This is a genomic window from Streptomyces sp. NPDC050264 (genome assembly GCF_040655895.1).
Taxonomy (GTDB): domain Bacteria; phylum Actinomycetota; class Actinomycetes; order Streptomycetales; family Streptomycetaceae; genus Streptomyces.
The window spans coordinates 276,549-302,740 of sequence record NZ_JBFAKV010000008.1 but is presented as its reverse complement, the minus strand read 5'-3'; the positions used below and the strand labels follow the sequence as shown (position 1 = coordinate 302,740).

General features: G+C 71.8%; 22 protein-coding genes and 1 pseudogene. 13 read left to right on the top strand and 10 right to left on the bottom strand.

Features of this window, described 5'->3' with window-relative positions; genetic code table 11:
- Nucleotides 1–58: 58 nt before the first annotated feature.
- The 4 genes from AB0J02_RS17315 to AB0J02_RS17300 form a co-directional block, all read right to left on the bottom strand.
- Nucleotides 59–1,720, bottom strand: a complete 1,662-nt coding sequence (locus tag AB0J02_RS17315) for a glycoside hydrolase family 13 protein (RefSeq protein WP_363194500.1) — start codon at nucleotides 1,718–1,720, stop codon at nucleotides 59–61.
- Between the two features lie 52 nt (nucleotides 1,721–1,772).
- A complete protein-coding gene (locus tag AB0J02_RS17310) occupies nucleotides 1,773–2,693 on the bottom strand; it encodes an ABC transporter permease subunit (RefSeq protein ID WP_363194499.1) in 921 nt (306 codons plus the stop codon).
- Between the two features lie 19 nt (nucleotides 2,694–2,712).
- Nucleotides 2,713–3,708, bottom strand: a complete 996-nt coding sequence (locus tag AB0J02_RS17305) for a sugar ABC transporter permease (RefSeq protein WP_363194498.1) — start codon at nucleotides 3,706–3,708, stop codon at nucleotides 2,713–2,715.
- Between the two features lie 94 nt (nucleotides 3,709–3,802).
- Nucleotides 3,803–5,077 carry an extracellular solute-binding protein gene (locus AB0J02_RS17300; RefSeq protein ID WP_363194497.1) on the bottom strand — a complete coding sequence of 425 codons (1,275 nt, stop codon included), beginning with the start codon at nucleotides 5,075–5,077 and terminating at the stop codon, nucleotides 3,803–3,805.
- Nucleotides 5,078–5,475: 398 nt separating this feature from the next.
- Here AB0J02_RS17300 and AB0J02_RS17295 point away from each other — a divergent pair, with 398 nt between their 5' ends.
- The 3 genes and pseudogenes from AB0J02_RS17295 to AB0J02_RS17285 all read left to right on the top strand — a co-directional run bounded on the left by AB0J02_RS17295 (nucleotide 5,476) and on the right by AB0J02_RS17285 (nucleotide 7,625).
- Complete coding sequence (locus tag AB0J02_RS17295) at nucleotides 5,476–6,510, top strand: LacI family DNA-binding transcriptional regulator (RefSeq protein ID WP_363194568.1); 1,035 nt, start codon at nucleotides 5,476–5,478, stop codon at nucleotides 6,508–6,510.
- A gap of 49 nt (nucleotides 6,511–6,559) precedes the next feature.
- Nucleotides 6,560–7,120, top strand: a pseudogene (locus AB0J02_RS17290) (four-carbon acid sugar kinase family protein); the annotation flags it as partial.
- A gap of 73 nt (nucleotides 7,121–7,193) precedes the next feature.
- Complete coding sequence (locus AB0J02_RS17285; protein ID WP_363194496.1) at nucleotides 7,194–7,625, top strand: nucleotide-binding domain containing protein; 432 nt, start codon at nucleotides 7,194–7,196, stop codon at nucleotides 7,623–7,625.
- Here the strand turns inward: AB0J02_RS17285 and sph are convergent.
- Entirely contained in the window at nucleotides 7,622–8,605 is a 984-nt protein-coding gene (gene sph, locus AB0J02_RS17280) for a sphingomyelin phosphodiesterase (protein WP_363194495.1), read from the bottom strand. The two genes, AB0J02_RS17285 and sph, sit on opposite strands and share 4 nt — an antisense overlap.
- A 237-nt stretch (nucleotides 8,606–8,842) precedes the next feature.
- On the opposite strand from sph, the gene AB0J02_RS17275 reads away from it, so the two are divergent.
- The 4 genes from AB0J02_RS17275 to AB0J02_RS17260 all read left to right on the top strand — a co-directional run bounded on the left by AB0J02_RS17275 (nucleotide 8,843) and on the right by AB0J02_RS17260 (nucleotide 14,355).
- Nucleotides 8,843–9,328 (top strand): Lrp/AsnC family transcriptional regulator, encoded by a 486-nt coding sequence (locus AB0J02_RS17275; protein ID WP_363194494.1) that lies wholly within the window; start codon nucleotides 8,843–8,845, stop codon nucleotides 9,326–9,328.
- A 42-nt stretch (nucleotides 9,329–9,370) separates the two neighbouring features.
- Nucleotides 9,371–10,090, top strand: coding sequence for an HAD family phosphatase (locus AB0J02_RS17270; RefSeq protein WP_363194493.1), 720 nt, complete (start codon nucleotides 9,371–9,373; stop codon nucleotides 10,088–10,090).
- Nucleotides 10,091–10,171: 81 nt separating this feature from the next.
- Entirely contained in the window at nucleotides 10,172–13,291 is a 3,120-nt protein-coding gene (locus AB0J02_RS17265) for a carboxyl transferase domain-containing protein (RefSeq protein WP_363194492.1), read from the top strand.
- A 59-nt stretch (nucleotides 13,292–13,350) separates the two neighbouring features.
- Nucleotides 13,351–14,355 (top strand): Ppx/GppA family phosphatase, encoded by a 1,005-nt coding sequence (locus tag AB0J02_RS17260; protein WP_363194491.1) that lies wholly within the window; start codon nucleotides 13,351–13,353, stop codon nucleotides 14,353–14,355.
- 10 nt (nucleotides 14,356–14,365) lie between these two features.
- Here AB0J02_RS17260 and AB0J02_RS17255 read toward each other — a convergent pair whose 3' ends face one another.
- From AB0J02_RS17255 to AB0J02_RS17245, 3 genes are all read right to left on the bottom strand, one after another.
- Complete coding sequence (locus tag AB0J02_RS17255; protein WP_363194490.1) at nucleotides 14,366–15,424, bottom strand: LLM class flavin-dependent oxidoreductase; 1,059 nt, start codon at nucleotides 15,422–15,424, stop codon at nucleotides 14,366–14,368.
- Nucleotides 15,424–15,942 carry an SRPBCC family protein gene (locus tag AB0J02_RS17250; RefSeq protein WP_363194489.1) on the bottom strand — a complete coding sequence of 173 codons (519 nt, stop codon included), beginning with the start codon at nucleotides 15,940–15,942 and terminating at the stop codon, nucleotides 15,424–15,426. The genes AB0J02_RS17255 and AB0J02_RS17250 overlap by 1 nt, the downstream gene beginning before the upstream one ends.
- A 102-nt stretch (nucleotides 15,943–16,044) precedes the next feature.
- Entirely contained in the window at nucleotides 16,045–16,542 is a 498-nt protein-coding gene (locus tag AB0J02_RS17245; RefSeq protein ID WP_363194488.1) for a helix-turn-helix domain-containing protein, read from the bottom strand.
- 169 nt (nucleotides 16,543–16,711) lie between these two features.
- Between AB0J02_RS17245 and AB0J02_RS17240 the strand changes: the two genes are divergently transcribed.
- Both AB0J02_RS17240 and AB0J02_RS17235 read left to right on the top strand, forming a co-directional pair.
- The gene (locus tag AB0J02_RS17240) at nucleotides 16,712–17,569 is read left to right on the top strand and encodes a MoxR family ATPase (RefSeq protein WP_363194567.1); all 858 of its coding nucleotides are present in this window, start codon (nucleotides 16,712–16,714) and stop codon (nucleotides 17,567–17,569) included.
- On the top strand, nucleotides 17,566–18,918 hold the full coding sequence (locus AB0J02_RS17235; protein ID WP_363194487.1) for a VWA domain-containing protein: 1,353 nt from the start codon (nucleotides 17,566–17,568) through the stop codon (nucleotides 18,916–18,918). The genes AB0J02_RS17240 and AB0J02_RS17235 overlap by 4 nt, the downstream gene beginning before the upstream one ends.
- A gap of 4 nt (nucleotides 18,919–18,922) precedes the next feature.
- On the opposite strand, the gene AB0J02_RS17230 is transcribed toward AB0J02_RS17235, so the two are convergent.
- Nucleotides 18,923–20,179, bottom strand: a complete 1,257-nt coding sequence (locus AB0J02_RS17230; protein WP_363194486.1) for an amidohydrolase — start codon at nucleotides 20,177–20,179, stop codon at nucleotides 18,923–18,925.
- A 273-nt stretch (nucleotides 20,180–20,452) separates the two neighbouring features.
- Between AB0J02_RS17230 and AB0J02_RS17225 the strand changes: the two genes are divergently transcribed.
- The gene (locus AB0J02_RS17225) at nucleotides 20,453–20,959 is read left to right on the top strand and encodes a response regulator (protein ID WP_363194485.1); all 507 of its coding nucleotides are present in this window, start codon (nucleotides 20,453–20,455) and stop codon (nucleotides 20,957–20,959) included.
- A 10-nt stretch (nucleotides 20,960–20,969) separates the two neighbouring features.
- On the opposite strand, the gene AB0J02_RS17220 is transcribed toward AB0J02_RS17225, so the two are convergent.
- Nucleotides 20,970–22,037 (bottom strand): chitinase, encoded by a 1,068-nt coding sequence (locus AB0J02_RS17220; RefSeq protein WP_363194484.1) that lies wholly within the window; start codon nucleotides 22,035–22,037, stop codon nucleotides 20,970–20,972.
- A gap of 277 nt (nucleotides 22,038–22,314) precedes the next feature.
- Here AB0J02_RS17220 and AB0J02_RS17215 point away from each other — a divergent pair, with 277 nt between their 5' ends.
- From AB0J02_RS17215 to AB0J02_RS17205, 3 genes are all read left to right on the top strand, one after another.
- On the top strand, nucleotides 22,315–23,646 hold the full coding sequence (locus AB0J02_RS17215; protein WP_363194483.1) for a nucleobase:cation symporter-2 family protein: 1,332 nt from the start codon (nucleotides 22,315–22,317) through the stop codon (nucleotides 23,644–23,646).
- Nucleotides 23,643–24,968 carry an amidohydrolase family protein gene (locus tag AB0J02_RS17210; RefSeq protein ID WP_363194482.1) on the top strand — a complete coding sequence of 442 codons (1,326 nt, stop codon included), beginning with the start codon at nucleotides 23,643–23,645 and terminating at the stop codon, nucleotides 24,966–24,968. The genes AB0J02_RS17215 and AB0J02_RS17210 overlap by 4 nt, the downstream gene beginning before the upstream one ends.
- Nucleotides 24,969–25,188: 220 nt before the next feature.
- Nucleotides 25,189–26,184, top strand: a complete 996-nt coding sequence (locus AB0J02_RS17205) for a 2-oxoglutarate and iron-dependent oxygenase domain-containing protein (protein ID WP_363194481.1) — start codon at nucleotides 25,189–25,191, stop codon at nucleotides 26,182–26,184.
- Nucleotides 26,185–26,192: the final 8 nt, after the last annotated feature.

Sequence of the window (26,192 nt, the reverse complement as noted above, 5' to 3'; positions counted from 1 at the left end):
GAGGGCATGAAGAAGGGGGCCGGTACGGCACCGGCCCCCTTCTTCATGCGTCAGCGCCTCAGACCGTCTCCCACCACACGGTCGTGTCGGCGGGCAGCTCGACGGCACCGTTCTCGGCCGTCACCGGACCGGAGGAGAGCAGCGCCCGGCCCGGCGCCGCGAGGCGGACGGCCGCGCCGGTCGTGTTGACCGTGCACGCGAACCCGGGCCGCTCGAAGAAGAGCACGCCGTCGGGGACGTCGTCGCGCCACGTCACGCTGGAACCGGCGCCGAGGCCCGGCCGCGCACGCCGCAGCGCGAAGGCGGAGCGGTACAGCTCCAGGGTGGAGTCCGCGTCGCCGGTCTGCGCCTCGACGCTGAGGGCGCCCCAGCTCTTCGGCTGCGGGAGCCAGCTGCCGCCGTCGCCGAAGCCGTACGACGGGCCCCCCACCGTCCACGGGATCGGCACCCGGCAGCCGTCGCGGAACCCGTCCTGGCCCTGGGCCCGGAAGAACGACGGGTCCTGACGCACCTCGTCGGGCAGGTCCGTGACGTCGGGCAGGCCGAGTTCCTCGCCCTGGTAGACGTACGCGGAACCGGGCAGCGCCAGCATCAGCAGGGTCGCCGCGCGGGCGCGGCGCAGGCCGAGCGCGCGGTCGCCTGGGGTGCGGATCTGGGTGCCGCCGGGCGGGTTGGCGTAGCGGGTGGCGTGCCGGGTCACGTCGTGGTTGGAGAGCACCCAGGTGGCCGGGGCGCCGACGGGCCGCATCGCGTCGAGGGTGTTGTCGATGATGGCGCGGAGTTCGGCCGCGTCCCAAGGAGCGGACAGGTACTGGAAGTTGAAGGCCTGGTGCAGCTCGTCGGGGCGCACGTAGTTGGCGGTCCGCTCGACGGTGGGGGTCCACGCCTCGGCGACGAAGACCTTGTCGCCGTCGTACTCGTCGAGGATGGTGCGCCACGAGCGGTAGATCTCGTGGACGCCGTCCTGGTCGAAGAAGGGCATGACGTCGTTGCCGAGCAGCTTCAGCTGCTCGTGCGAGCCGAGGTCCGGCAGGCCCTCGGCCTTGACGAGGCCGTGGGCGACGTCGATACGGAAACCGTCGACGCCCATGTCGAGCCAGAAGCGCAGGATCGAGCGGAACTCGTCGGCGACGGCCGGGTGCTCCCAGTTGAAGTCGGGCTGCTCGGGCGCGAAGAGGTGGAGGTACCACTCGCCGTCCGGCAGCCGCGTCCAGGCGGGGCCGCCGAAGATGGACTCCCAGTCGTTGGGCGGGAGTTCACCGCTCGCGCCCTTGCCCGGGCGGAAGTGGTAGCGGTCGCGCAGCGGCGAGCCGGGGCCCTCGGCGACGGCCCGCTTGAACCACTCGTGCTGGTCGGAGGAGTGGTTGGGCACGAGGTCGACGATGACGCGCAGGCCGAGCCCGTGCGCGTCGCGGATCACGCCGTCGGCGTCGAGGAGCGTGCCGTACATGGGGTCGACGGCCCGGTAGTCGGCGACGTCGTAGCCGCCGTCGGCCTGCGGGGAGGCGTAGAACGGCGAGAGCCACACCGCGTCGACACCGAGGTCGCGCAGGTAGGGCAGTCGGCGGCGGACGCCTTCGAGGTCGCCGGTGCCGTCGCCGTCGCTGTCGGCGAAGCTGCGCGGGTAGACCTGGTAGATGACCGCGTCGCGCCACCAGTCGGTGGTCTCACGGGTCGTGGTGGCGAACGCCGGGGACTCGTCGGTGGAGTGCTGAGTCATGGTGTCCTTGCTGCGTAAAGGAGCCGGCTACTGGTCGGTGTTCGTATGGGTCTCAGCCCTTGGTTCCGCCTGCGGTGAGGCCGGTGACCAGGTGCTTCTGGACAAGGTAGAAGAAGGCGGTGACGGGGATGGCGATCAACACCGCGGTGGCGGCCATGAGGTTCCACTGCGCGTCGTGCTCGCTGATGAAGCTCTGCAGGCCCACCGCGAAGGTGTACTTCGAGTCGTCGAGCAGGAACGTGGAGGCGAACGCGACCTCGGCGAACGCGGTGATGAAGGCGTAGAACGCGGCGACCGCGATACCCGGCTTCGCCAGCGGCAGGATCAGCCGCCAGAAGGTACCGAACGGCGAGAGCCCGTCGATGCGGCCCGCCTCGTCGATGTCCATCGGCACGGTGTCGAAGTAGCCCTTCATCAGCCAGGTGCAATACGGCACGATTGTCGTGCAGTTGACCAGGATGAGGCCTGCGTAGCTGTCGATGAGGCCGAGTTCGGAGAAGATCTCGTACATCGGCACGATCAGGACGGCGATGGGGAACGCCTGCGTGAGCAGCAGCACCCACATCAGCGGCCGGTAGCCGGGAAAGCGCATCCGCGAGACGGCGTACCCGGTGGTGGCGGCGAACAGCACGCCGACCAGGGTGGTGCCGAGCGCGACGACCAGCGTCGACTTCATCCAGTCGAAGAATCCGGTGTGCTGCAGCACGTACGCGTAGTTGTCGAGCGTCGCCTTGCCCGCGATGCCGCTCGGGTGCAGGTAGTCGTCCTTGTCCGGCCCCGCCGACAGGTAGACCAGCCACACGATGGGGAACAGGGCGATCAGGCTCGCGACGGCGAGGACACCGTGCGACAGGGCGCTCGCCAGCGGGCCGCGCTCGCCGCGCCGGCGCACCCGGCGTGCTTTGGCCGGAGCGGTCACCGGCGTGGAGCGCTGCGCGGGGACCTTCGATGCGGAGGCAGTCGTGGTGCTCATGGTGGTGGCTCCTGCGGCGTCAGACGGCGAGCTGCTCATTGCGCCTCAACCAGCGGTAGTAGAAGGACGTGAAGACGGTCAGGATCGACAGGAGCAGTACGCCGTACGCGGCGGACTGCGCGAAGTCCCGCGGCTGCTGCCCGAAGCCCAGGCGGTAGGCCCAGGTCACGAGGATCTGCGCGTCCGGCGCGGTGTTGCCGAACAGCAGGAAGATGATCGCGAACTGGTTGAACGTCCAGATCACGCCGAGCAGGACGACCGTCGAGCTGACCGAGCGCAGCCCGGGCAGGGTGATGTGGCGGAACTGCTGCCAGGCGCTCGCGCCGTCCATCTCCGCGGCCTCGTACAGGGAGGCGTCGATGGACTGCAGGCCGCCGAGCAGCGAGATCATCATGAACGGCACGCCGCACCACGTGTTGACGAGGACCGCGGCGGCCTTCTGGAAGAACGGATCCTCCAGCCACGAGGGCTGCGGCAGGTGCAGCGAGCCGAGGAAGGAGTTGATGATCCCGGAGTCTGCGAGCATGATCCGCCACGCGAAGACGGTGACGAACGTGGGCACCGCCCACGGCAGGATCAGCATCAGCCGGTAGAAGGTGCGTCCGCGCATCTTCTGGTTGAGCAGCAGGGCGAGGCCGAGCCCGATGCCGTAGTGCAGCGCGACGCAGAGCGCCGTCCAGACGATGGTCCAGATGAAGTGCGACCAGAAGCGGTCGTAGGAGGCCGGGCCCCACAGGATGTCGGCGTAGTTGTCGAGGCCGACGAACTTGTAGGTGGCGTCGATGTGGTTGACGCCGATGGTGCGGGCGGAGTTGAGGCTGTTGGCGTCGGTGAGCGTCAGATAGAAGCCCCGCAGCAACGGGTAGCCGACGAGAACGCCGAGGACGACGACGACCGGGGCGATCATCACGTACGCGTACCAGTACTTGCGGTACGAGTCCTTCAGGCGCCGGATCGGTCCCGGGCGCGGCGTTGTGGGTACTCGGTGCGTCGGTCGGTCGACGGCGATGGTCATGGCGGGGCACCTTCTGATCAGGTCGACGCCGGTCCGCGCCCTCCCCTCCGGGGTGCGGACCGGCCGAACTACTGGGACGGCTGCGTCCCTCGTGTCACTTGGTGAAGTCGGGCACGAGCTTGGCGAACGAGGTCTCCAGGCTGTCCAGGCCCTTGTCGAGGGACTCCTTGCCCGTGGCGATCTTCGGCAGTTCCTGATCCATCGGTGTCCACAGCGAGCTGTACTCCGGCAGCTCGGGCCGCGGCTGGGCGGCGGCCAGCACCTTCTGGTAGCCGGCGATGCCCGGGTCGGCGGTGACCTTCGCGGTGTACGCGTCCGCGCGCGTGGGCAGCGTCGAGTTCTTCAGGGCGATCTGCTCCTGCGTCTTCGCCGACGTCATCCACTTCACGAACCTCAGCGACGCGGCCTGGTGCGCCTTGTCGGAGCCCGCGTACACGGACAGGTTGTGGCCGCCGGTCGGGGCGCCCGCCTTGCCGGCGGAGCCGGCCGGGACCGTGGCGATGCCGAGGTTCGTCTTGTCCTTGAACGCCGAGCCCTTGTAGAAGTTCGTGATCTCCCACGGACCCTGGATGGTCGAGGCGACCTTGCCGTTGACGAACGCGTCCTGGATGTGGGCGTACGCGTCGGCGGTGACGTCGGCCTTGTGCAGGCCCTTGCCGTCGAACAGGCCCTGCCAGGTGGTGAGGCCCTTCTTGGCCTCGGCGGAGCCGATGGTGATCTTCTTGCCGGTGGCGTCGACGGTGTCGGTGCCCTCGCCCATCAGGAACGGCTCGGCGTAGTAGCCGGCCGAGGAGCCCCAGTAGCCGTCGGCGCCGGTCTTGTCCTTGACCTTGGCCGCGTCCGCCTTCAGCTCGGCCCAGGTGGTGGGCGCCTCGGTGATGCCCGCCTTCTTGAACATCGCCTTGTTGTAGACGAACGCGAGGGTGTCGGTGACCAGCGGGACGCCGTAGGTCTTGCCCTGGAACTGGGCCTGCTTGATCAGGCTCGCCTGGAACTTGTCCTGGTCCGCGAGGGCCTCGGTGCCGTCCAGCGGGAGCAGGTAGCTCTTCTTCGCGAACGCGGGGGTCCAGCCGACCTCGGCGCGCAGCACGTCCGGGGCGCCGCTGGCGCCGGCCGCGGTGTCGAACTTGTTCTGCGCCTGGTCGAAGGGCACGTTGACGTACTCGACCTTGACGTCGGGGTTGGCCTTCTCGAAGTCCTTGACCAACGCCTTGTACGTGGGCGCCTCGTTGGTGGCGTTCGACGTGTCCCACCACGTGATGGTGGTCGGGCCCGAGGCCTTGCCGCCGTCGTCGTCGCTACCGCCGCAGGCCGTCGCCGAGAGTGCGAGGGACGCCACCACCGCGGTGGCCGCTATGCCACGCCGCATGAGATCTCCTAGAGGGTGAATGCCCGTGAGTGGGCGAGGAGCGGTCCCGTCCGCTCCTCTGGCCTACTTGCCGACCGCGCCGTCGCCGCCGCCGGGCGACGTGAACGTAACAGCGCAGCAAGCCCGGCGAAAGACCTTGCAGCAAAAAATTGCAGCCATAGTGGCGAGTTATCGCTTCGTGACCCATAAACGGGGCGCGATTGTGGGGAGTTCTGTCCAACTATCAACCGCTATCGCACCTTGCAAGGGACTGCAAGCTCTTGCCACGACGAGGGGACACGGGGATCATCGGGACTCTTGCCATCAGGTGCCACCGGCGCCGTCAGGATGTCCCCCCAAGGAGTGCGATGACGCAGCTGCCCGCACAGGCTGCCCGGCGACCGGCCCAGTCCCCACCCGTGACCGCGCGCCTCGCCGACATCGCGGCACAGGCGGGCGTCAGCGAGGCGACGGTCAGCCGGGTCCTCAACGGCAAGCCGGGCGTCGCGTCGGCCACCCGCCAGTCGGTGCTCGCCGCCCTGGACGTGCTCGGCTACGAGCGGCCCGTGCGGTTGCGGCAGCGCAGCGAAGGGCTCGTCGGGCTGATCACCCCGGAGCTGGAGAACCCGATCTTCCCGGCCCTCGCCCAGACCATCGGACAGGCGCTGACCCGCCAGGGCTACACACCGGTCCTGGCCACCCAGACCCCCGGCGGCTCCACCGAGGACGAGCTCACCGAGATGCTCGTCGACCGGGGCGTCAGCGCCATCATCTACGTGTCCGGGCTGCACGCCGACACCACCGCGGACACCCAGCGCTACGAGCAACTGCGCGCGCAGGGCGTGCCGTTCGTGCTCGTCGACGGGTTCTCGCCGAAGGTGCAGGCGCCGTTCATCTCGCCGGACGACCGGGCCGCGATGCAACTGGCCGTCACGCACCTCGCGTCGCTGGGCCACGACCGGATCGGGCTCGCGCTCGGCCCGAAGCGGTTCGTGCCGGTGCAGCGGAAGATCGAGGGCTTCGTGCGCTCGATGCAGGAGCGCTTCGGCCTCGCCCCGGACGAGACCGAACGCGACCTGGTGCAGCACTCCCTCTACACCTTGGAGGGCGGCCAGGCCGCGGCGTCCGATCTGATGGACCGCGGGTGCACGGCGATCGTCTGCGCCAGCGACATGATGGCGCTCGGCGCGATCCGGGCGGCCCGGCAGCGCGGTCTGGAGGTCCCGGACGACGTCTCGGTGGTCGGCTTCGACGACTCCCCGCTGATCGCGTTCACCGATCCGCCGCTGACCACGGTGCGCAAGCCCGTGCAGGCCATGGGCCAGGCGGCGGTCCGCGCGGTCCTGGAGGAGATCGGCGGCACGCCCGCGCCGCACACCGAGTTCGTGTTCATGCCCGAACTCGTGGTCCGCGGCTCCACGGCATCGGGCCCCGGGGTCACCGGCCGCCGCTGAACGGGCGTATGGGTTCATGGTGCCGACCAGCGACCCGTACCCGTAACCCGTGAAGGGGACCGCCTTGCGCATCGCGATCCTGGCCGACGACCTCACCAGCGCGGGGGACGGCGCCGCCCCGTTCCGGGCGGCGCGCGTCCTCTTCGCGCCACTGTCCGCGCCACCCCCGCCCGGGGACGGCGTGCTCGCCGTCGACCTCGGTACTCGCGTCCTCGACGAGGAGCGCGCGGCGTCCCGCACCGAGGACGCCGCCCGGCTCCTCGCCGGCGCCGACGTGCTCCTGAAGACGGTCGACTCCACGCTGCGCGGGCACCTGGCCGAGGAGGTGCGGGCCGCGTGGCGGGGTTCGGGCCGGCGCGCCGTGATCGTCGCACCCGCGTTCCCCGGGCAGCGACGGACCACCCGGCACGGCATCCAGTACGTCGACGAAGTTCCGGTGCGCGAGAGCGAGTTCGGCCTCGATCCGGTCCATCCGGTGCGCTGCTCGGAGCTGCGGGTGCTGCTGCCCGAGGCGACACGGGTGGCGCGCGGGACAGCACCGGAGGCCGGCGCGGGCGGCGTGTTCGTGTGCGACGCGGAGACCGACACCGACCTGGACCGGCTGGTGGCAGCCGTGCCACGCAGCGCGGACGTCCTATGGGTGGGCTCGCCCGGTCTCGCGGCGGCGCTGGCCCGCAGATTCGGTGACGGCGCGCCAACTCCCGTACCCGTGCGACAGGTTCACGCACCCCTGGTCGTCGTCGGCAGCGCGAACCCGGCCTCCCGTCGTCAGCTCGCCATGCTGCGCGGCCACGCCCCGCACGCCCGGGTGCTGCACCCGGCACGGGCACCCGCGCGCGCTGCTGCGGGTCCTCGCCGGGCAGGTGCGGGACCTCGTCGCCGGTGGCACGGTCGACGCCCTCGTCCTCACCGGCGGGGAGACCGCCGCAGCCGTCCTGACCGACCTCGGCGCGGACGGCTTCGACCTGCTCGACGAGCCCGAACCCGGCGTGGCACAAGGCCTGTTGACCGGACGGCACCGCATCCCGCTCGCCATCAAGGCGGGCGGCTTCGGCGACGACGCGACGCTGCTGCGCCTGTACCAGGGGCTGGGCCCGGGGCGGGCCGGACGCTAGCGGGCCGACGCCACCAAGGGGTAGTGGTCGGAGAGGTCGGTGTAGGTGTAGCCCGTGCCCCAACTCCGCACGGTCCACGGCGCGGAGTGCTCCGGCACGACCTCATTGGTCCACCGGGCGGGCCGTGCGTGGCCCTCCTTGTACAGGACGTGGTCGAGGTCCTCGCGCGGGTCGTCGGGGTACCGGTAGCGCGCGACGGAGTTCTCCTTCGTGTCGAAGGAGTAGGGGTGCCCCGTGCGGGCGTCGGCGGCGGTGAGTCCCGCGTCGGTGAGCATCGAGCCGTACTCGGAGCCGTGCGAGTCGACGTTCATGTCCCCTGCCACGAGCACCGGTTCGGCGGCGGGAATGTCCTGGCCGGCGAGGAAGCCGTCGATCGCGCGGAACTGCTGGGCGCGGTCGGCCCGTGCCTCGCCTTCGGCACAGCCGGAGTCCGTGGACTGCGTGTGCGTGCCGACCACGTGCACCTTCGTGCCGCCGACATCGAGGACGGCGTACACGAACCCCTTGTTGGACCACGCGTCCGAGCCGCAGGCGTCCGCGTAGACGTACTGCTCCTTGCGCAGGATCGGCCACTTGCTGAGGACGGTGACGCCGCCGTCCTCCGGGGTGGTGGCGGAGTACGCGCCGTGGGTGGCGTCCCAGCCGCCGGTGCCGCGGCCGACCACGGGAGTCTGGTACGGGTAGGCGGCCGCCGCCGCGTTCTTCAGGGCGTCAGAGGAGGAGTTGTCGAAGGCCTCCTGGAGGACGACGACGTCATTGCCCTGGAAGAAGGAGGCCCGGGGAATCTCCGCGGCCCGGTGCTCCTGCCCCCAGTTGGGGTAGAGGTTCCGGCTCATCAGGAAGGTGTTGTACGAGAGGACCCGCAGCGCCGGCACCGGCTCGGCGGCGCTCGCGGCCGGCGCCCCGGCGGCGACACCGACGAGGGCGAGGGCCGCGGTGAGAGCGGCGCGGGGCAGGCGGGACAACGAGGCGTGCGGCACGGAGACTCCAGGGGGTGGCCGGGGCGGGCTGACATACACGGGGTGATCTACCCGGTTGCCCTACCCCGGCAGGCGTACGTGAGTCGGCGTACAGCGGAACATCGGGGGTGGCCCCGTCCCCGCCCGGTCGCCGGACGGGGCCACCCCGGGCCGCCGGTTCAGCACAGCGCGCCGGTACTGGGCCATTGGTACAGTCGCGCATGATCACCCGCGCCATCGAAGGAGCACGAGACCCCCATGGCCGTGGACCAGCTCGACACCCGCATCCTGCGCCTGCTCCTCGAACAGCCGCGGACCAGCGTCCGTGAGTACGCCCGCATCCTCGGCGTCGCCCGCGGCACCCTGCAGGCGCGGCTCGACCGGCTCGAACGGGACGGTGTGATCACGGGCGTGGCGCCGTCCCTCTCCCCCGCGGCTCTCGGCCACCCGGTGCTCGCCTTCGTGCACATCGAGGTGACGCAGGGCCACCTGAGCGAGGTCGGGGACGCCCTCGCTCAGGTACCGGAGATCATCGAGGCGCACTCCATCACCGGCGGCGGCGATCTGCTGGCCCGCGCGGCCGCGCGCGACGCCGGTCATCTGGAGGACGTGGTCCAGCAGCTCAACCGGCTGCCCGGCGTGGTCCGCACCCGTACCGAGGTGGCCCTGCGCGAACGGGTGCCGCACCGGCTGCTGCCGCTGGTCGAGGCGATCGGCAGGTCGGCGGCCGCGGACCGCGGGTGAGCGCGGCCGTGCCGGGGACCGCCGGTCCTGCATGCTGAAGCCATGAACGCCCCGCACAACGACTCCCCCCACCGCTTCGGCGACACAGCGGTCGTCTTCGACCTCGACGGCACCCTCGTCGACAGCGAGCCGAACTACTTCAAGGCGTCCCTGGGCACCCTGGCCCGCTACGGCGTCACGGACTTCACCTGGGCCGACCACGAGACGTACGTCGGCATCTCGACCCTGGAGACCGTCGCGATCTGGCGACGGAGATACGGCATCGACGCCCCGGCCTCCGAGCTTCTCGACGACCTGAACGTCCGCTACCTGGACCTGGCCCGCACCGACACCCACGTCTTCCCGCAGATGCGGCTGTTCGTGGAGCGGCTGCACGCGGCGGGCGTGCCGATGACCGTGGCGTCGGGTTCGTCGCCGCGGGCCATCGAGGCGATCCTCGGCGGCACCGGTCTCGGATCGCGGCTCACGCGGTACGTGTCGGCGGACGAGGTCGAGCACGGCAAGCCCGCCCCTGACGTGTTCCTGGAGGCGGCACGCCGGCTCGGCGTGAGCCCCGCGCGCTGTGTGGTCCTGGAGGACGCGGCGCCGGGTGCCGCTGCGGCGCACGCGGCGGGCATGCGCTGCATCGCGCTGCCGTATGTCGCGGCGCGGTCGGACGACCCCGCGTTCACCACGGCGGACCTGTTGTTCAAGGGCGGCCAGGAGGAGTTCACGGCGCGGGCCGCGTGCGAATGGCTCGAACGGTCGGCCTCGTCCTCCTGATCCCGGGGAGCCCCTCATTGACGTTGACGTCAGCTTCAATGAGAGTGACGGAACCCGATCACGACCGTTCCGGAGGGGCACATGGGGTCTGCCGCCGTACTCGTCGCCAACCGCGGGGAGATCGCCGTACGAGTACTGCGCGCCGCCGCCGAGCTGGGGCTGCGCACGGTGGCGGTGCACGAACCGGGCGACGAAGGGCACGTCCACCGTGCCGACGACGTCGTGCCGTTGGCGTCCGGGGGCTATCTCGACGCGGCGGCGCTCGTGTCCGTCGCCCGCCGCACCGGCTGCGCGTATCTGCACCCCGGCTACGGCTTTCTCAGCGAGTCGGCGGCGCTCGCCCGGCGGTGCGCCGAGGCGGGCGTCGTCTTCGTCGGGCCGTCGCCCGAGGTGCTGGACCTCTTCGGTGACAAGGCACGGGCCCGCGCACTCGCGGTCGAGGTGGGCGTGCCCGTGCTGCCGGGCACCGACGGCGGGACGAGCCGGGAGCAGGCGCGGGCGTTCCTCACGGAGGGCCCGGTGATGGTGAAGGCGCTGGGCGGGGGCGGCGGCCGCGGGATGCGGGTCGTGCGCACGGCCGAGGAGCTGGACGAGGCGTGGGAGCGGTGCCGTTCGGAGGCTCAACAGAGCTTCGGGCGGGGCGAGTTGTACGTGGAGCGGCTGTGGGAGGGCGCCCGGCACATCGAGGTGCAGATCGTCGCCGACGGCAGCGGCGGCGTCGGGCATCTGTGGGAGCGGGACTGCAGCGCGCAGCGCCGTCATCAGAAGCTGATCGAGATCGCTCCGGCGCCCGCCCTGGACCCGGCCGTGCGGGACCGGCTGATCGGCAGCGCGCTGGGGCTGGCCCGGGCCGCCCGCTACCAGGGGCTCGGCACGGTCGAATTCCTCGTGCGGGGCGAGGAGTTCGTGTTCATCGAGGCGAATCCGCGGCTCCAGGTGGAGCACACGGTGACGGAAGAGGTGACGGGGGTCGATCTGGTGGCGGCCCAGCTGCGGATCGCGGCGGGTGAGCGCCTCGCCGGTCTGGGGCTGGCCGGGGAGCCACCCGCGCCCCGCGGTTTCGCCGTGCAGGTACGGGTGAACGCCGAGGTCACGGCGGCGGACGGGGCGGTGCGCCCGTCGGCCGGGCGGATCACGCGGTACGACGTGCCGACGGGTCCCGGAGTCCGCGTGGACACGGCCGCGCGGACCGGTACGGAGGTCGGGACGCGCTACGACTCCCTGCTCGCCAAGGTGGTGACCCGTACGCCGGGCGGCACCTTCGAGGCGGCGTGCGCGCGGGCGCGGCGCGCTCTCGACGAGTTCACGGTCGACGGCGTACGGACCTCGATCCCCCTTCTGCGCACGGCACTTGCCCATCCGGGGTTCACGGCGGGCGGCATCGACACCGGGTTCGTGGAGCGGCACCTCGCCGAGCTGGTCCCGGCCGAACCGCCGGAGCGCACCGTCGGGGCGGGCACGGTGACGGCCCCCATGAGCGGCACCGTGATCGCGATCGAGACGGCGCCCGGCAGGACGGTCGCCGCGGGCGGCACGTTGCTGGTCCTCGAAGCAATGAAGATGGAGCACGTCGTGCGCGCCGAGCGCTCCGGTGTCGTACGCGCCGTAGGCGCGGCCGTCGGGGACACCGTCGCCGAGGGAGCCGAGCTGGTCCTTCTCGACGTGACCGACGACGGGCCCGCCCAGGAGGACGCGGCTGCCGGCGCCCACCCCGACCTGATCCGCGCCGATCTCCTGGAGTCTCTCGCGCGGCACGCGTTCGGCCTGGACGAACACCGGCCGGAGGCCGTCGCCAAACGGCACGCGGCCGGGCGCCGCACGGCCCGCGAGAACATCGAGGAGCTGTGCGACCCGGGCACGTTCACCGAGTTCGGGGCGCTCGCGGTGGCCGCGCAACGCCGGCGCAGGACGCTCGACGACCTGATCCGCTCGACGCCCGCGGACGGCATGGTCACCGGCACCGGGCGGATCGGCGGCGCGCCCGCGGTCGCGATGTCGTACGACTACACGGTGCTCGCCGGGACCCAGGGCCTCAACAACCACCGCAAGACCGACCGGATGCTGCAGGTGGCCGAGGAACGCGGCCTGCCCGTCGTGCTGTTCGCGGAGGGCGGCGGTGGGCGGCCCGGCGACACGGACACCACGTCGGTCGCCGGGCTGAATGTGACGACGTTCCACCGGATGGCACGGCTCAGCGGCAGGGTCCCGCTGGTCGGGATCGCGTCGGGCCGCTGCTTCGCGGGGAACGCGGCGCTGCTCGGCTGCTGCGACGTGGTCGTCGCGACACCCGAGGCGACCATCGGCATGGGCGGCCCCGCGATGATCGAGGGCGGCGGGCTCGGCGTGCACCGGCCCGAGGACGTCGGCCCGCTGTCGGTGCAGGTGCCGAACGGCGTCGTCGACCTGCCCGTCGCCGACGAGGCGGAGGCGGTGCGGACGGCCCGCAAGTACCTCTCCTACTTCCGTGCTGAGCACGGGAGTTGGGAGGCGCCCGACCAGCGGCTGTTGCGGCATGCGGTGCCGGAGAACCGGCGGCGCGCCTACGACGTACGGACCGCGATTTCGGGGCTCGCGGACACCGGCTCGGTGCTCGAACTGCGGCGCGGCTTCGGCGTCGGCATCATCACGTCCCTGATCCGGATCGAGGGCCGCCCGATGGGCCTGATCGCGAACAACCCCGCGCATCTGGGCGGCGCGGTCGACCGGGACGCCGCCGACAAGGCCGCGCGGTTCCTGCGCCTGTGCGAGGCGTTCGGCCTCCCGGTGCTCTCGCTGTGCGACACCCCCGGGTTCATGGTCGGCCCGGAAACCGAACGGACCGCCACGGTGCGGCAGTTCGCGGACCTCTTCGTCGCGGGTGCGCGGCTCACGGTGCCGCTGGTCTGCCTGGTGCTGCGCAAGGCGTACGGGCTGGGCGCGATGGCCATGATGGGCGGTTCGACGCGGGCGCCGCTGGCGACGGCGGCCTGGCCGAGCGGCGAGTTCGGCGGCATGGGCCTGGAGGGCGCGGTCCGGCTCGGCTACCGGCGCGAACTGGACGCGATCGCCGACCCGGCCGAGCGGGAGCGGGCCTTCGACGCACGGGTCGCCGAGCTGTACGAGCACGGGAAGGCACTGAACGCGGCGGCCGCCCTGGAGATCGACGCGGTCATCGACCCGGCCGGGTCGCGGAGTTGGGTGCTGTCCGCGATGGCTCGATGAACGCGATGAATGCGACAAAACGGCTTTGAACGGTGCGCCTTTCGGGTAGTCGAACGATCATGCGGATCAGTGTGGTGGATGTCGGATCGAACACGGTGCGTCTGGCGATCGCGGACGCGCGCAACGGCGCGCCGCTGCCGGTGCACACGGCCAAGCGCCGATTGCGGCTGTCCGAGGAGGTCGACGGCGACCGAAGACTCGGACCGCGGGCCGTGGAGCGGATCGTCGAGGCCGTCGCGGACGCGTACGGGGAGGCCGAACGGTGGGGCTGCGACGAGCCGTTCGCCTTCGCCACGGCCATCGTGCGCGACGCGCCCAACCGCGACGAGGTGCTGCGCGCCGTGGAGGAAGGCACGGGGGCACGGCTGCGGGTGCTGCCCGGTGAGGTGGAGGCCGAGCTGACGTTTCTCGCGGCGCGCCGCTGGATGGGCTGGCGCGCCGGGCCCCTCGGTGTCCTCGACATCGGCGGCGGCACGCTCGAAGTCGCTTTCGGGCGGGGCCGGTTGCCGGACTTCGCGGTCTCGCTGCCGCTCGGCGCCCGGCGGCTGACCCGCGACCACCTGCCCGGCGAGGACGCGCCCACGGAAGCGGACCTCAAGGAGCTGCGCCGTCATGTGCGGCACCAGCTGAGGGACGTCGCGGCACGGGTCCGCTGGGAGGGGCCGGTCACGATGACCGCCACCTCCCGTACGTTCACGCAGCTCGCCCGGTTGTGCGGGGCGCCCGCCGGCCGGCACGGCCCCTTCGTCAGCCGGGCGCTCACCCGCAAGGCGCTGCGCTCGGCCGTCGGTGAACTGGCGGCCCTGCCCGCCGCGCGCCGCGCCGAACTGCCCGGCATCTCGGCCCCGCGCGCGACCCAGTCCCTGGCCGGCGCGCTCGTCGGTCACACGGCGATGAAGCTGATGAACATCCGCGAACTCACCATCTGCCCCTGGGCGATCCGGGAGGGCATCCTGCTGCGCCGCATAGAGGGCGACATCGCCTGGTGGTCCGGGGAGCCCACCACCGTCGCCCCACCGCAGCCGGCCACGGGGGCGAAGTTGCGGCTCGCGGCGCCGCGCTGAGCGTCCCCGCTCACCCGGCGGCCCGGTCCACGTCCCGTACGAGATCGATGGCCCGCCCGAGCGTCGTCAGGCGGGCGGCCGGCGTGTCGCCCGCCGGGTAGAGCCGGACCGTGTCGACGCCCGCGTCCCGCCACACCTTCAGGCGGGCCCGCACCATGTCCTCGGTGCCGATGAGAGTCGTCGCCAGGACCATGTCGTCGGTGACCAGTTCGGTGGCCCCGTCCCGGTCGCCGGACTGCCAGCGCTCGCGCACGGCGGCGGCGACCTCGGCCCAGCCCTGTCTGCTGTAGGCCTGGTTGTAGAAGTTCGTCGAGGCGGATCCCATGCCGCCGAGGCTGAAGGCGAGTTCCTTCTTGCGGCTCGCGACGATGGTGCGCAGGGACTCCTCGTCCCGCGCGAAGTCCACCTCGGCGCCCTGGCAGATGTCGAGGTCGGCTCGGGTGCGGCCGGCCGCGGCGAGCCCGGCGTCGAGGTGGTCGAAGTAGGCCTCCTTGGCGCCCTCGGGCACGAAACTGGTGCCGAGCCAGCCGTCGGCCACCTCACCGGTCAGCCGGAGCATCTTCGGTGACAACGTGGCCAGGTGGACGGGCAGTTCGTGTTCCGCGCGCATCGACAGCCGCATCGGCTTCGCGTCACCACCGGGCAGCGGAAGTGTGAACTCCCGCCCCGCATAGGCGAGTTTCTCACCCGCCACCGCCATCCGTACGATCTCCACCGTTTCCCGCATCCGCGCCAGCGGCCGGGCGAACGGCACCCCGTGCAGCCCTTCGATCACCTGCGGCCCGGACGGTCCGAGACCCAGCAGGAAGCGGCCCTCGGAGAGGTTGGAGAGGGTGATCGCGGCGCGGGCGATCGCGGCCGGGGTGCGGGTGGCGAGCTGGATGATGCCGGAGCCGAGCAGTATCCGTTCGGTGCGCGCCGCCAAGTAGCCCAGGGCGGACGGCGCTTCGGATCCCCAGGCCTCGGCGACCCAGCAGATGTCCATGCCGAGCTTCTCGGCCTCGGTCACGAAGTCGACCGTCTCGCGCCAGTTCCCGCCGGATGCCTCGATCGTCGTCGAGGTGCGCATCAGAGCGCCGCCTCTTCGGCCAGTGTCTTGAGGGCGTCGAGCGTCGCGCCCATGTTCCGCTCGAACTCCCGCAGCCGTACGAAGACGATCTTCTGCTCCTTCTCCGGCATCCGCTCGATGGCGGCGGAGAGCCCGGAGCGGCCGGGCCCGAGCCGCATCCACTGGGTGAGGTCGGTGGTCCCGTCGTCCCGCGCGTCGAGGGTGAACCGCCAGACGGCGCTGGGGTGTCGCGGGTCCGAGACCGCCCAGGCGAACACCCGCGGGGCCGCGCACTCGACGACGTACGACGTGGTCTCCCACGAACCGAACGCCTCGTGCCGGCTGTGGCCGGCGAACCGCGCGCCGACCGCCGGGCCCGTCGCCTCCCCCAGCCACCGGACCGACTGCAGCTCGTCGCTGAGGCGCGGCATCAGGCCGATGTCCGTCACCAGCTCCCACACCCGCCGCGGCGCCGCCTCGATCCTGCGCCGTACCTCGACGGTCGGGGTGTCCGCGTACCTCGCGCCCGTCCACTCCATCGTGGCCCACCTCTCTGCTGACCTGTTTTCCAGCTCTGACCACGAGAGTTTCGTAGATGGACTCACTACGTCAAGAGGGCTGCCCTGGTGCGCGGCCAGGGTTCAGCGGGTGAAGCGCTCGCGGATGTCGGGCCGCTCGGCGAGCCGCTCCGGATAGCCGGGGCCCATCCGCGGGCGCGTGTCGGCGGCCGTCATCGGCTCGCCGCACTCCGCGCACACGACCGCGGCCTCGGCCTGGTGACCGCAACGATCGTGCTCGAAGACGACGGGTGCGCCCGCCTCGCCGGACAGCCAGCGGTTGCCCCAGGCGTTCATCGCGGCGAGCACCCCGAAGAAGTCCCGGCCCATCTCGGTCAGGACGTAGTCGTGGCGCACCGGCTCGCTCTGGTAGGCCCGCTTCTCCATAAGCCCTTCGTCGACGAGCCGGCGCAGCCGCTCGGCGAGGGTGGTGCGGGCGATGCCGAGCTCCTGCTGGAAGCCGTCGAAGCGGGTGATCCCGTAGAACGCCTCGCGCAGCACGAGCGGCGTCCACCAGTCACCGAGGAGATCCATGGTGCGGGCGATGGAGCAGGGCCAGCCGGCAAAGGAAGTGCGCCTCATGCCGTCAGGATACGGAGGACGCGCCAGAGGGTCCCTGTACGAGACCCAGCAGACGGCGGCAGGGGTCGGGCGGGACGTGACGTTCGCCATGAACCGCGCCGGCCGGTTGTGGCGGCCGCGCGGAGCTGATCAGCTGGCAAGTCCGTACCGCATCGAGCCGGAGGCCCCGTTGTTCCGTTCCGTGGACGATGTCACCGCACGCCTGGCCGAAACCGGCTATCTGGCCTCGCCCGCGGTCGCGACCACCGTGTTCCTGGCGGCCCGGCTCGGCAAGCCGCTGCTCGTGGAGGGCCCGGCGGGTGTCGGCAAGACGGAACTCGCGAAGGCCGTCGCCGCGATCAGCGACGCGCGCCTCATCCGTCTCCAGTGCTACGAGGGCGTCGACGAGTCGCGCGCGCTGTACGAGTGGAACCACGCCAAGCAACTGCTGCGCATCACGGCGGGCCGCGACGAGTCGTGGGACCAGACGCGCACGGACATCTTCAGCGAGGAGTTCCTGCTGTCGCGCCCGCTCCTCGCCGCCATCCGCGGCGACGAAGCGAAGGTCCTGCTCATCGACGAGATGGACAAGGCCGACGTGGAGGTGGAGGGGCTGCTCCTCGAGGTGCTCTCCGACTTCCAGGTGACGGTCCCGGAGCTGGGGACCATCACCGCCACACGCCGCCCCTTCGTCGTCCTCACCTCGAACGCGAGCCGTGAGCTGTCGGAGGCGCTGCGCCGCCGCTGCCTGTTCCTGCACATCGGCTTCCCCGAGGAGGAGTTGGAGCGCCGGATCGTCGCGCTGAAGGTTCCGGAGCTGGACTCGGTCCTCGCCGAGTCCCTGGTCCGGGTGGTGGGCGCGCTGCGCGCGATGGACCTGCGCAAGGTGCCGTCGGTGGCGGAGACGGTCGACTGGGCGCACACCCTGCTCGCGCTCGGTGCGGACCGGCTGGACGAAGAGGTCGTACGACAGTCCCTCGGGGTCGTCCTCAAGCATCAGGAGGACGTGACGACCGCCACCGCCAAGCTCGACCTGGACGCGGTGTGAGCACGCCGTCGGTCGCGGACCGGGTGACGTCCCTGGTCCGGGCGCTGCGCACGCACGGCATCCGGATCGGCACGGGCGAGAGCGTGGACGCGGCGCAGGCCGTGGCGGCACTCGGCCTCGACAGCCGCGAGCACCTGCGCGAGGGGCTGGCCGCGGCGCTCCTGCACGACCAGGGTCAGCGCGCCGTCTTCGACCCGGTCTTCGACCTGTACTTCCCGCGCGGGGTCGGGGCCCCGGAGCGGACGGACGGCGCGTTCGACCGGGACGAGCTGCGCGAACGGCTCGCCGAGGCGCTGGCCGCGGGCGACCGTGCGGCGATGGCGCGGCTGGCCGCCGAGGCCGTCGACGCGCTCGGCCGGTACGACGCGGACGGCTTCTCGTCGATGCAGACCCTCGACCGGCTGCGCCCGCAGACCCTGCTCGCCGGGATCATGGCCGGCGGCCAGGGCGCGGGCGGCGGGTCCGGCGCGTTCACCGACCGCATCGAGGCCGACGAGATCCGGCGCCGGATCGAGGAGTTCCGTGAGCAGGTGCGCTCCGAGGCCCGCCGCCGGGTCGCCGAGCGGCGCGGCACCGACGAGATGGCCCGCCGCATCCCGGTACAGACCCCGGACCGCACGGTCTTCCTGTACGCCGGCAAGGACCAGCTCGCCGCGTTGCGCAGGACCGTGCACCCGCTGGCCCGCAAGCTGGCGACGCGGCTCGCGGCCCGTCGGCGCCGGGCCGCGCGCGGCCATATCGACCTGCGCCGTACGCTGCGCGGCTCGCTCTCCACGGGCGGCGTCCCGATGCGCCCGGTGCTGCGCAAGCGCCGCCCGGCCCGGCCCGAACTCGTCCTGCTCTGCGACGTGTCGGGTTCCGTCGCGGGGTTCGCGAACTTCACGATGCTGTTGGTGCAGGCGCTGCACGACGAGTTCAGCAAGGTCCGCGTCTTCGCCTTCGTCAACAGGACCGACGAGGTCACCGACCTCATCGCCCGCGGCACCGCCGACCCGGAGGGCCTCGGCGACCGCATCACCACCGGGGCGACGGTCACCGGCTGGCACGGCAGCAGCGACTACGGCAGCGCCCTCGGCGAGTTCGTCGAGCGGTACGAATCCGCCGTCGGCCCCCGCACCTCGGTGTTCGTCCTGGGGGACGCCCGCACCAACCAGCTGGACCCGAACGTCGCGGCCCTGCGCCGCATCGCCCGCTCGGCCCGCCGCGTGCACTGGCTCAACCCCGAGCCGCGCTCCCTGTGGGACACGGGCGACTCGGCGGCCGGGGCGTACGCGGACGTCGTGGCGATGCACGAATGCCGCACCGCGCGCCAACTCAGCGCGCTGGTCGGGCGGTTGCTGCCGGTCTAGCGCCTCACTCGGCGGCGCCGAGCCAGGTGAGGGCCGCGACCACGAGCGCTTCGACGCCCGTGCTCAGCGTCGGCTCGACGAGCGGCGCGAAGTGGGGCGAGTGGTTGCTCGGCAGGTCGTCGAGGCGGCCCTCCCGCAGAGCGGTGACGACCGTTTGTGTGTCGAGCCCGCCCCAGAACCAGAAGACCGTCGGCACTCCGAGGGCCTCGCCGAACACGCCGACGTCCTCGCTCGCGTTGACCTGCGGCATCGGCATCAGGCGTTCCTGCCCGAAGTGCGCGGCGAACGCGGCCACCGTGGTCCGGGTGCTCTCGGGGTCGCTCACGAGGGCGGGCGCGCTGGGGAGCCACTCCAGGGTGGGCTCGGCGACGGCGGCGCTCGCCTGCGACTCCGCGCGTACGACGCGCTCGACGGCCTCGCGCACCAGCGTGCGGACCTGCGGCGTGTAGGTGCGGATGTTGATGCCGAGTTCGGCCGTGCTCGGGATGATGTTGTCCTTCGTACCGGCCTGCAGACGGCCGACGGTGACCACGGCCGTCTCGGCGGGAGGCACCTCACGGCTGACGATGCCCTGCAACCGCGTGACGACGTTCGCGGCCATCAGCACGGGGTCCACGGACGCCTCCGGGCGCGAGCCGTGCGCGCCGCGGCCGTGCAGCGTGACGCTGAGGCGGTCCGCGGCCGCCATGACCGGGCCGCTGCCGAAGCCGACGACGCCGGCCGGGAGCGGGCCGACGTGCTGGCCCAGCACGATCCCGGGCCTGGGAAAGCGTTCGAAGAGACCCGCCTCGATCATGTCGCGGGCGCCGCACGCGAGTTCTTCCGCGGGCTGGAACACGACGAGCAGTGTCCCCGACCACTGCTCGCGCGCCCGGGCGAGCAGGGTGGCCGCGCCGACCAGGCAGGCCGCGTGCATGTCGTGTCCGCAGGCGTGCATGACGGGGACGTCGCGGCCCTCGTCGTCGACGCCCCGGGCCCGGCTCGCGTAGGGCAGGTCCGTCCGCTCCTCGACGGGCAGCGCGTCGATGTCGGCCCGGACCATGACGACCGGCCCGTCACCGTTGCGCAGCACTCCGACCACGCCGGTCCCGCCGATCTTCTCGGCCACCTCGTCGAAGCCCGCGGCGCGCAGCCGCCGGGCGAGAGAACCGGCCGTCCGGGTCTCCTGGAGCGACAGCTCCGGGTGCTGGTGCAGGTCCCGGTAGAGGGCGGCCAGGTCGTCCTTGATCGCGGCAAGACCCGCGGTCACCGTCTGTGTCATGCTCCAGCCTCCTCGCGCGCGCCCATGGGGGCACGCTATCCCTCTGATGATCATGTCGCCAGCTCCGCGAAGGGCCACTGCTCACCGGGCGGGGGCCATCCGGCCCCTGTCGGACCGCGGCCGGGACACTTCATCTTTGGGTGGAGGTTCTTGCCGCACCCACCCTCTGTCAACCATGCGCAGCACCAGCAACGAGTCGGCCGTGGCCGCATCCGACGGCCTGCCCCCGCACGCTGGGCAGATCCTGTGAAGCAGCCCACCAAGGACGGTGACATGCCGACGGACCCCACGGTTCTTCTCGTGGACAACCACGAGGAATCCCTCTTCGCCCTGGAAGGCGCTCTGGCCCCGCTCGGCTGCCCCACCGAACGGGCGCAGAGCGGCGACGAAGCGCTCAAGGCGGTGCTGCGCGGCGGCATCGACCTGATCATCCTGGACGTCGTCATGCCGGGCATGACAGGGCTCGACGTGGCCCGGCACCTGCAGCGTCTCGACCAGACGGCCGACATCCCCGTACTGCTGCTGACGGGCCTGTTCCGGCACGCCCAACTCGCCGAGGAAGCCTATGCGTTGCACGTGACGGATATCATCACCAAGCCTCTCGACCCCTGGCTGCTGCGCGTCAAGGTCGCCTCTCATCTCCGCCATCTGCGGCGCATCCAGTCCTTGGAGGCCGAACTGGCACGGCAGTCGACGGCGGCGCAGAACGGCGCGTCGAAGGCCGAGGGCGGTGGGGTCGGCTCCCTCGCCCGGCAGGCGGGGCCCCCACCGCGCCCTTAGGGTCGCGCGATCAGCGCTTCTGCAGGCTCTTCACGTTGTCGCCGAAGGTCCAGCCCTTCGACCCGTCCCAGTTGATCGACCAGGTCATCAGCCCCTTGAGGGCGCCGCCGTACGTGTTCCACGCCTGGAACACCTGACCGGGCGTCATGTAGCCGCCGCCCGCGCCGGCTTGGGCGGGCAGCCCGGGGACCTGCTTGTCGTAGGGGACCTTGATGGTGGTGCCCTGGACGACGAGGCCCTTGTTCAGGCAGTCGGTCTGGGCGGTGAAGCCCTGGACCGTACCGGCCTCGTAGGAGTCGCCGGAGCAGCCGTACATGCTGCCGTTGTAGTACTGCATGTTGAGCCACCACAGACGGCCGTTGTCCGCGTACTTCTTGATGACGGGCAGGTACGCGCCCCAGATCGACCCGTACGTGACGCTGCCCCCGGTGACGTACGCCGTCTCGGGGGCCATCGTCAGGCCGAACCCGGCGGGCATCTGCGCGAGGATGCCGTCGATGATGCGGATCACATTGGCCTGGGACGCGGACAGTTGGCTGATGTTGCCGCTGCCGGTGAGGCCCGTCTCGATGTCGATGTCGATGCCGTCGAAGTTGTACTTCTTCAGGATCGGGACGATCGTCGCGACGAAGCGGTCCGCGACGGCGGTGGAGTTGAGGTCGATGCCCGCCGCCGCGCCGCCGATGGACATGAGGATCGTCTGGCCCGCGCTCTTGGCCTGGCACATCTCGGCCGGGGTCGCGACCTTCACGTTCGTGTCCATGCCGTCCTCCCACAGCGCGGTGCCGTCGGAGCGGATCACGGGGAAGGCCGCGTCGATCACGTTGTACCCGTGCTGGGACAACGCGGAGTTGGTGATCGGGGTCCAACCGAACGGCGGATGCACGCCGTTGGTCGCCCCGTCCCAGTTCTCCCAGTACCCCTGGAGGACCTTTCCGGCCGGTTTCTGCTTCGTCGCGCAGGTGTCGGCGGCGGGGGCGGCGGGCGCGGCCGGGGCCGCGACCAGAACGGTGGACAGAGCGGCGGCGGCCGCGAGGGCGGCGCCGAGGAGACGAGAGGTACGACTGCGACCGGACATGGGGGGCCTCCGCAGGATCGCCAAGTGGGGTGGGGTCGGCGTGAGCACGTCGCACGGTAGAGAGGTCCAGACCTGTCGTCAATAGGTCTGAACCAATTGGGGAAGGGTGGCGTCCCGGCCGGGTTCCGCTCCGGAATCGTGGTGGCAACGCCCGCGAAACAGCACGTCCCTACGGTCGCCCGTACACCGGTCATGGCTGCAACGGCCGGTGTGCGCGGCGGCGTTCACCGTGCCGGCGCTAACCAGCCGTCTTCCACCTAGCTTTCAGGGAGGAACGATGGCTGTGGTCACACCTGCCGTCGCGCCCGCGCCGGCCCCGCACCCCGTGGACGCCCGGCCGCCGCTGCGCCGCCTGGTGCCGCTGAGCCTGCAGCATCTGCTCGTCGCGTACGCGGGCCTGGCGACGATGCCGCTCCTCGTGGGCACCGCGCTGCATCTGCCCGAGGAGCGCGTGCGGCTGCTCATCAGCGCCAATCTGCTGGTGAGCGGGCTCGCCACGCTCCTGCAGTCGCTCGGCGTGAAGTGGCTGGGCGCCCGACTGCCGATCGTGATGGGGTCGACGTTCACCGCCATCACGCCCGCCGTCCTGATCGGCGCGGAACACGGGCTCGCCGCCGTGTTCGGGGCGACGATCGTCTCCGGCCTGGTGACCGTGGCCGTCGCGCCGTGGTTCGGACGGTGGCTGCACCTGTTCCCCCCGCTGGTCACCGGAACCGTCATCGCCGTCATCGGGTTCTCGCTGGTGCCGTCCGCGGCCGGCCTCGTCACCGGCGGGCCCGGGGCCGGCGGCGGCCGCGGCCTCGCCCTGGCCGCGGTGACCGTACTGCTCGTCGTGCTGGTGGAGCGCCTCGCGCCGCCCGCGCTCGCCCGGTTCTCGGTGCTCGTCGCGATGGTCGCGGGAACCGTACTCGCCGTGCCCCTCGGGCTGTTCGACGGTTCGGGCGTCACGGACGCGCGCACCGTGACCGCCCCGGACCCCACCGCCTTCGGAGCGCCCACGTTCGTCGTCCCGGCGATCGCGGCGATGCTCGTCGTGCAACTCGTGAACATGGTCGAGTCGGTCGGCGACACCCTCGCCGTCGGACAGATCGTCGGGCGCGGCGACGACGCGCCCACGGTGGTCCGGGCGCTGCGCGCCGACGGGGCGGCGACCGTCGTGTCGGGGCTGCTCGCCTCCTTCCCCGTCGTGACGTTCGGGCAGTCGGTGGGCCTGGTGAGCGTGACCCGGGTGCGCAGCCGTCATGTCGTGGCGCTGTCCGGCCTGCTGATGGTGGTGCTCGCCTTCGTTCCGGTGCTCGGCGCGGCCGTCGCCGCCGTGCCGGGCCCGGTCCTCGGCGGGGTCTCGCTCGTCATGTTCGGCATGGTCGGCGCGGTCGGCCTGCGCATCCTGGCCCGCGCCGACCTCACCGACTCCCGCAACCTGCTGACCGCGGCCCTCGCCTTCGGGCTCGGGATGATCCCGGTCGGCGCCCCGGACTTCTACGCGCCGCTCCCCTCGTACGTCCGCACGGTCCTGGACAGCGGGATCGCCGTCACGGGGATCGTCGCCTTCGCCCTGAACCTGCTGTTCCACCACGCGCCCCGCCCCCGGAAGGACTCCGCCCGATGACGACGCCCGACATCGACACGATCACCGACGTCACCGTCTACAGCGAGGGTCGCTGGCACGCGGGCAGGGACGTCCACCTGGCCGGCGGCCGGATCAGCGCTGTCGTCCCGGCGGGTGAACTCCCGCACGGGCAAAGGGTCCTGGACGGATCGCGCGGTCACCTCACGCCCGGCCTGGTGAACACGCACACGCACCTCTTCCAGGCGGGCCTGCGCGGCATCGGCGAGGGTCTGCCGCTGCTCGCGTGGCTCACCGCCGTCGGCGAGGAGGCGGCACTGCTCACCCCCGAGCGGGCCTACGCGACCGCGTCCGCCGCCGCGGCCGAGGCCCTGCGCAGCGGAACCACCACGCTCGTCGAGCACATGTGGCCGCACCCCTCCCCCGCGGTGCACGACGCGGTACTGCGGGCGCTGCGCGACAGCGGCGTACGGGCCGTGCTGTGCCGGGGCGTCGCCGACCGCGCCGACCGCAGCCGCAGGTGGGGGTTCGACCCGCGCCTCATGCAGCCGCTGAAGGAGGCGCTCGCGCACACGGACGAGCTGATCGCCGCGGCGCACGGCAGCCGCGTCGAGGTCGGCGTCGCCGTGCCCAACCCGCGGTGTCTGACGCCCGACGGGATGACGGCCGTACGCGCCTACGCCGAGGAGCGCGGGCTGCCGGTCTCGCTGCACCTGCTGGAGACGACGACCGACGACACGATGTGCCGGGAACACACGGGAGCCGGCGCCGTCACCTACCTGGAACGGGCCGGGTTCCTCTGGGAGCGACTGCTCGCGGTGCACTGCGTGGAACTGGACGCGGCAGGCCGCGCCACCCTCGCCCGGCACGGCGTCGGTGTGTCCTACAACCCGCTCAGCAACATGCGGCTCGGCAGCGGGATCGCGCCCGTTCCGGACATGCTGGCCGACGGGCTGCGGGTCGGGCTCGGTGTCGACGGCGCGGCCAGCAACGACACCCAGGACATGCTGGAGGCGCTGCGCATCGGCGCGTATCTGCAACGGGCGGCGCACCGCACGGCGGAGCTGCTCGGGTTCCCGGAGATGTTCGACCTCGCGGCGAACGGCGCGAACCGGGTCCTCGGCCTGGAGGAACGCCCGGACGGAGTGCGGGCCGGCATGCAGGCCGACCTTGTCCTGCACCGCTTCGAGAGGGACTACGCCTGCCTCCCCGTCCACGACCCCGGAGCCACACTGCTGACGTGTGCGAGCGGCCGGACCGTGGCGGCGGTCCTCGTCGGCGGCGAGGTCCTGGTGCGCGACGGGGAGCATGTCCGGCTCTCCTCGGCGGAGTTGGTGGCGGGGCTCGGCTTTACGGCCGCGTAACACCGTGATCCCCGGCCGAAACACCTTCCGGGCAGGCTGAACGCATCGCGTACGGACCCCGCGCACACAGCACGCCGGGGTCCGTGCCAGACCACGGCGCCGGACCCGCGAAGGGCCCGTCGCGACCGTGCCCGCGGGTCTGCGCGTGTCCGCGGTGGGGATCGCAGGGGCGGTGACTGCATCCCGGCAACCCACGATCGCTTCGAGGAGCGTCACCGCGATGACCGAAACCACTTACAGCATGGCCGAGTTGGCCAAGGAGACCAGGATGGGCGGGGCCGGGACGGAGACCTCCACCCGGGAGATCCGCCGGATCGACCTCAGCGACTTCGGCGCCCGCAGGGCCGAGATCACCGAGGAACTGTGGGCGGCGGCCACCGACATCGGCTTCTTCCAGCTCGTGCACCACGGCATCGAACAGGACCTGGTCGACGGGGCGTTCGCCGATGCCGAGCGGTTCTTCGCGCTGCCGGAGGAGACGAAGGCGCGGCACGGCCTGAAGAAGGGGCTCAACTCGGGCTGGGAGTCGATGACCCAGGTCCGTCCTTCGATCGGAACACCGGACCAGAAGGAGTCGTACCAGCTGACCCGGCCGCACATGGACGGGCTGTGGCCGGACGACGCGCTGCCCGGGTTCCGGGAGCGGGCGCTCGCGTTCGAGGCGCGGTGCCGGGAGCTGGCGATGCGGGTCCTGTCGTGCTTCGCGGACAAGCTGGGCCTGCCCGACGGGTTCTTCGCGCGCGCCCACGATCCGGCGAGCGCGCAGTACCAGTCGACGCTGCGCATGCTGCACTACTTCGCCGTGCCGGAGCCCTCCGAGAACACAGCGATCCCCGCGGAAGTCTGGCGGGCGGGCGCGCACACGGACTTCGACTGCCTGACGCTGCTGTTCCAGCGGGACGGGCAGGGCGGGCTGCAGGTGTGCCCGGGCAAGGAGGCCGAGGCGCAGGAGTGGACGCCGGTCGAACCGGCGGACTCGGTGATCACCTGCAACATCGGGGACATGCTGATGCGGTGGAGCGACGACCGGCTGCCGTCGAACTTCCACCGGGTCAGGTCGCCGGGTCCGGACGACGACCGGTCCGCCCGCCACAGCATCGCGTTCTTCGCGCAGGCCGATCGTGACGTGGTGATCGAGGGGCCCGCGGGCCGCTATCCGCCGATCACGGCGGCCGATTACATCCAGCAGCGGATCGCCGCCAACTTCGCACGCTAGAGGGGTGG

Excerpts from the sequence above, each read along its gene's own strand:
- AB0J02_RS17315 (WP_363194500.1), bottom strand. The coding sequence starts at position 1,720 with ATGACTCAGCACTCCACCGACGAGTCCCCGGCGTTCGCCACCACGACC.
- AB0J02_RS17310 (WP_363194499.1), bottom strand. The coding sequence starts at position 2,693 with ATGAGCACCACGACTGCCTCCGCATCGAAGGTCCCCGCGCAGCGCTCC.
- AB0J02_RS17305 (WP_363194498.1), bottom strand. The coding sequence starts at position 3,708 with ATGACCATCGCCGTCGACCGACCGACGCACCGAGTACCCACAACGCCG.
- AB0J02_RS17300 (WP_363194497.1), bottom strand. The coding sequence starts at position 5,077 with ATGCGGCGTGGCATAGCGGCCACCGCGGTGGTGGCGTCCCTCGCACTC.
- AB0J02_RS17275 (WP_363194494.1), top strand. The coding sequence starts at position 8,843 with ATGGCCGTGGACCAGCTCGACACCCGCATCCTGCGCCTGCTCCTCGAA.
- AB0J02_RS17270 (WP_363194493.1), top strand. The coding sequence starts at position 9,371 with ATGAACGCCCCGCACAACGACTCCCCCCACCGCTTCGGCGACACAGCG.
- AB0J02_RS17265 (WP_363194492.1), top strand. The coding sequence starts at position 10,172 with ATGGGGTCTGCCGCCGTACTCGTCGCCAACCGCGGGGAGATCGCCGTA.
- AB0J02_RS17260 (WP_363194491.1), top strand. The coding sequence starts at position 13,351 with ATGCGGATCAGTGTGGTGGATGTCGGATCGAACACGGTGCGTCTGGCG.
- AB0J02_RS17255 (WP_363194490.1), bottom strand. The coding sequence starts at position 15,424 with ATGCGCACCTCGACGACGATCGAGGCATCCGGCGGGAACTGGCGCGAG.
- AB0J02_RS17250 (WP_363194489.1), bottom strand. The coding sequence starts at position 15,942 with ATGGAGTGGACGGGCGCGAGGTACGCGGACACCCCGACCGTCGAGGTA.
- AB0J02_RS17245 (WP_363194488.1), bottom strand. The coding sequence starts at position 16,542 with ATGAGGCGCACTTCCTTTGCCGGCTGGCCCTGCTCCATCGCCCGCACC.
- AB0J02_RS17230 (WP_363194486.1), bottom strand. The coding sequence starts at position 20,179 with ATGACACAGACGGTGACCGCGGGTCTTGCCGCGATCAAGGACGACCTG.
- AB0J02_RS17225 (WP_363194485.1), top strand. The coding sequence starts at position 20,453 with ATGCCGACGGACCCCACGGTTCTTCTCGTGGACAACCACGAGGAATCC.
- AB0J02_RS17220 (WP_363194484.1), bottom strand. The coding sequence starts at position 22,037 with ATGTCCGGTCGCAGTCGTACCTCTCGTCTCCTCGGCGCCGCCCTCGCG.
- AB0J02_RS17215 (WP_363194483.1), top strand. The coding sequence starts at position 22,315 with ATGGCTGTGGTCACACCTGCCGTCGCGCCCGCGCCGGCCCCGCACCCC.
- AB0J02_RS17210 (WP_363194482.1), top strand. The coding sequence starts at position 23,643 with ATGACGACGCCCGACATCGACACGATCACCGACGTCACCGTCTACAGC.
- AB0J02_RS17205 (WP_363194481.1), top strand. The coding sequence starts at position 25,189 with ATGACCGAAACCACTTACAGCATGGCCGAGTTGGCCAAGGAGACCAGG.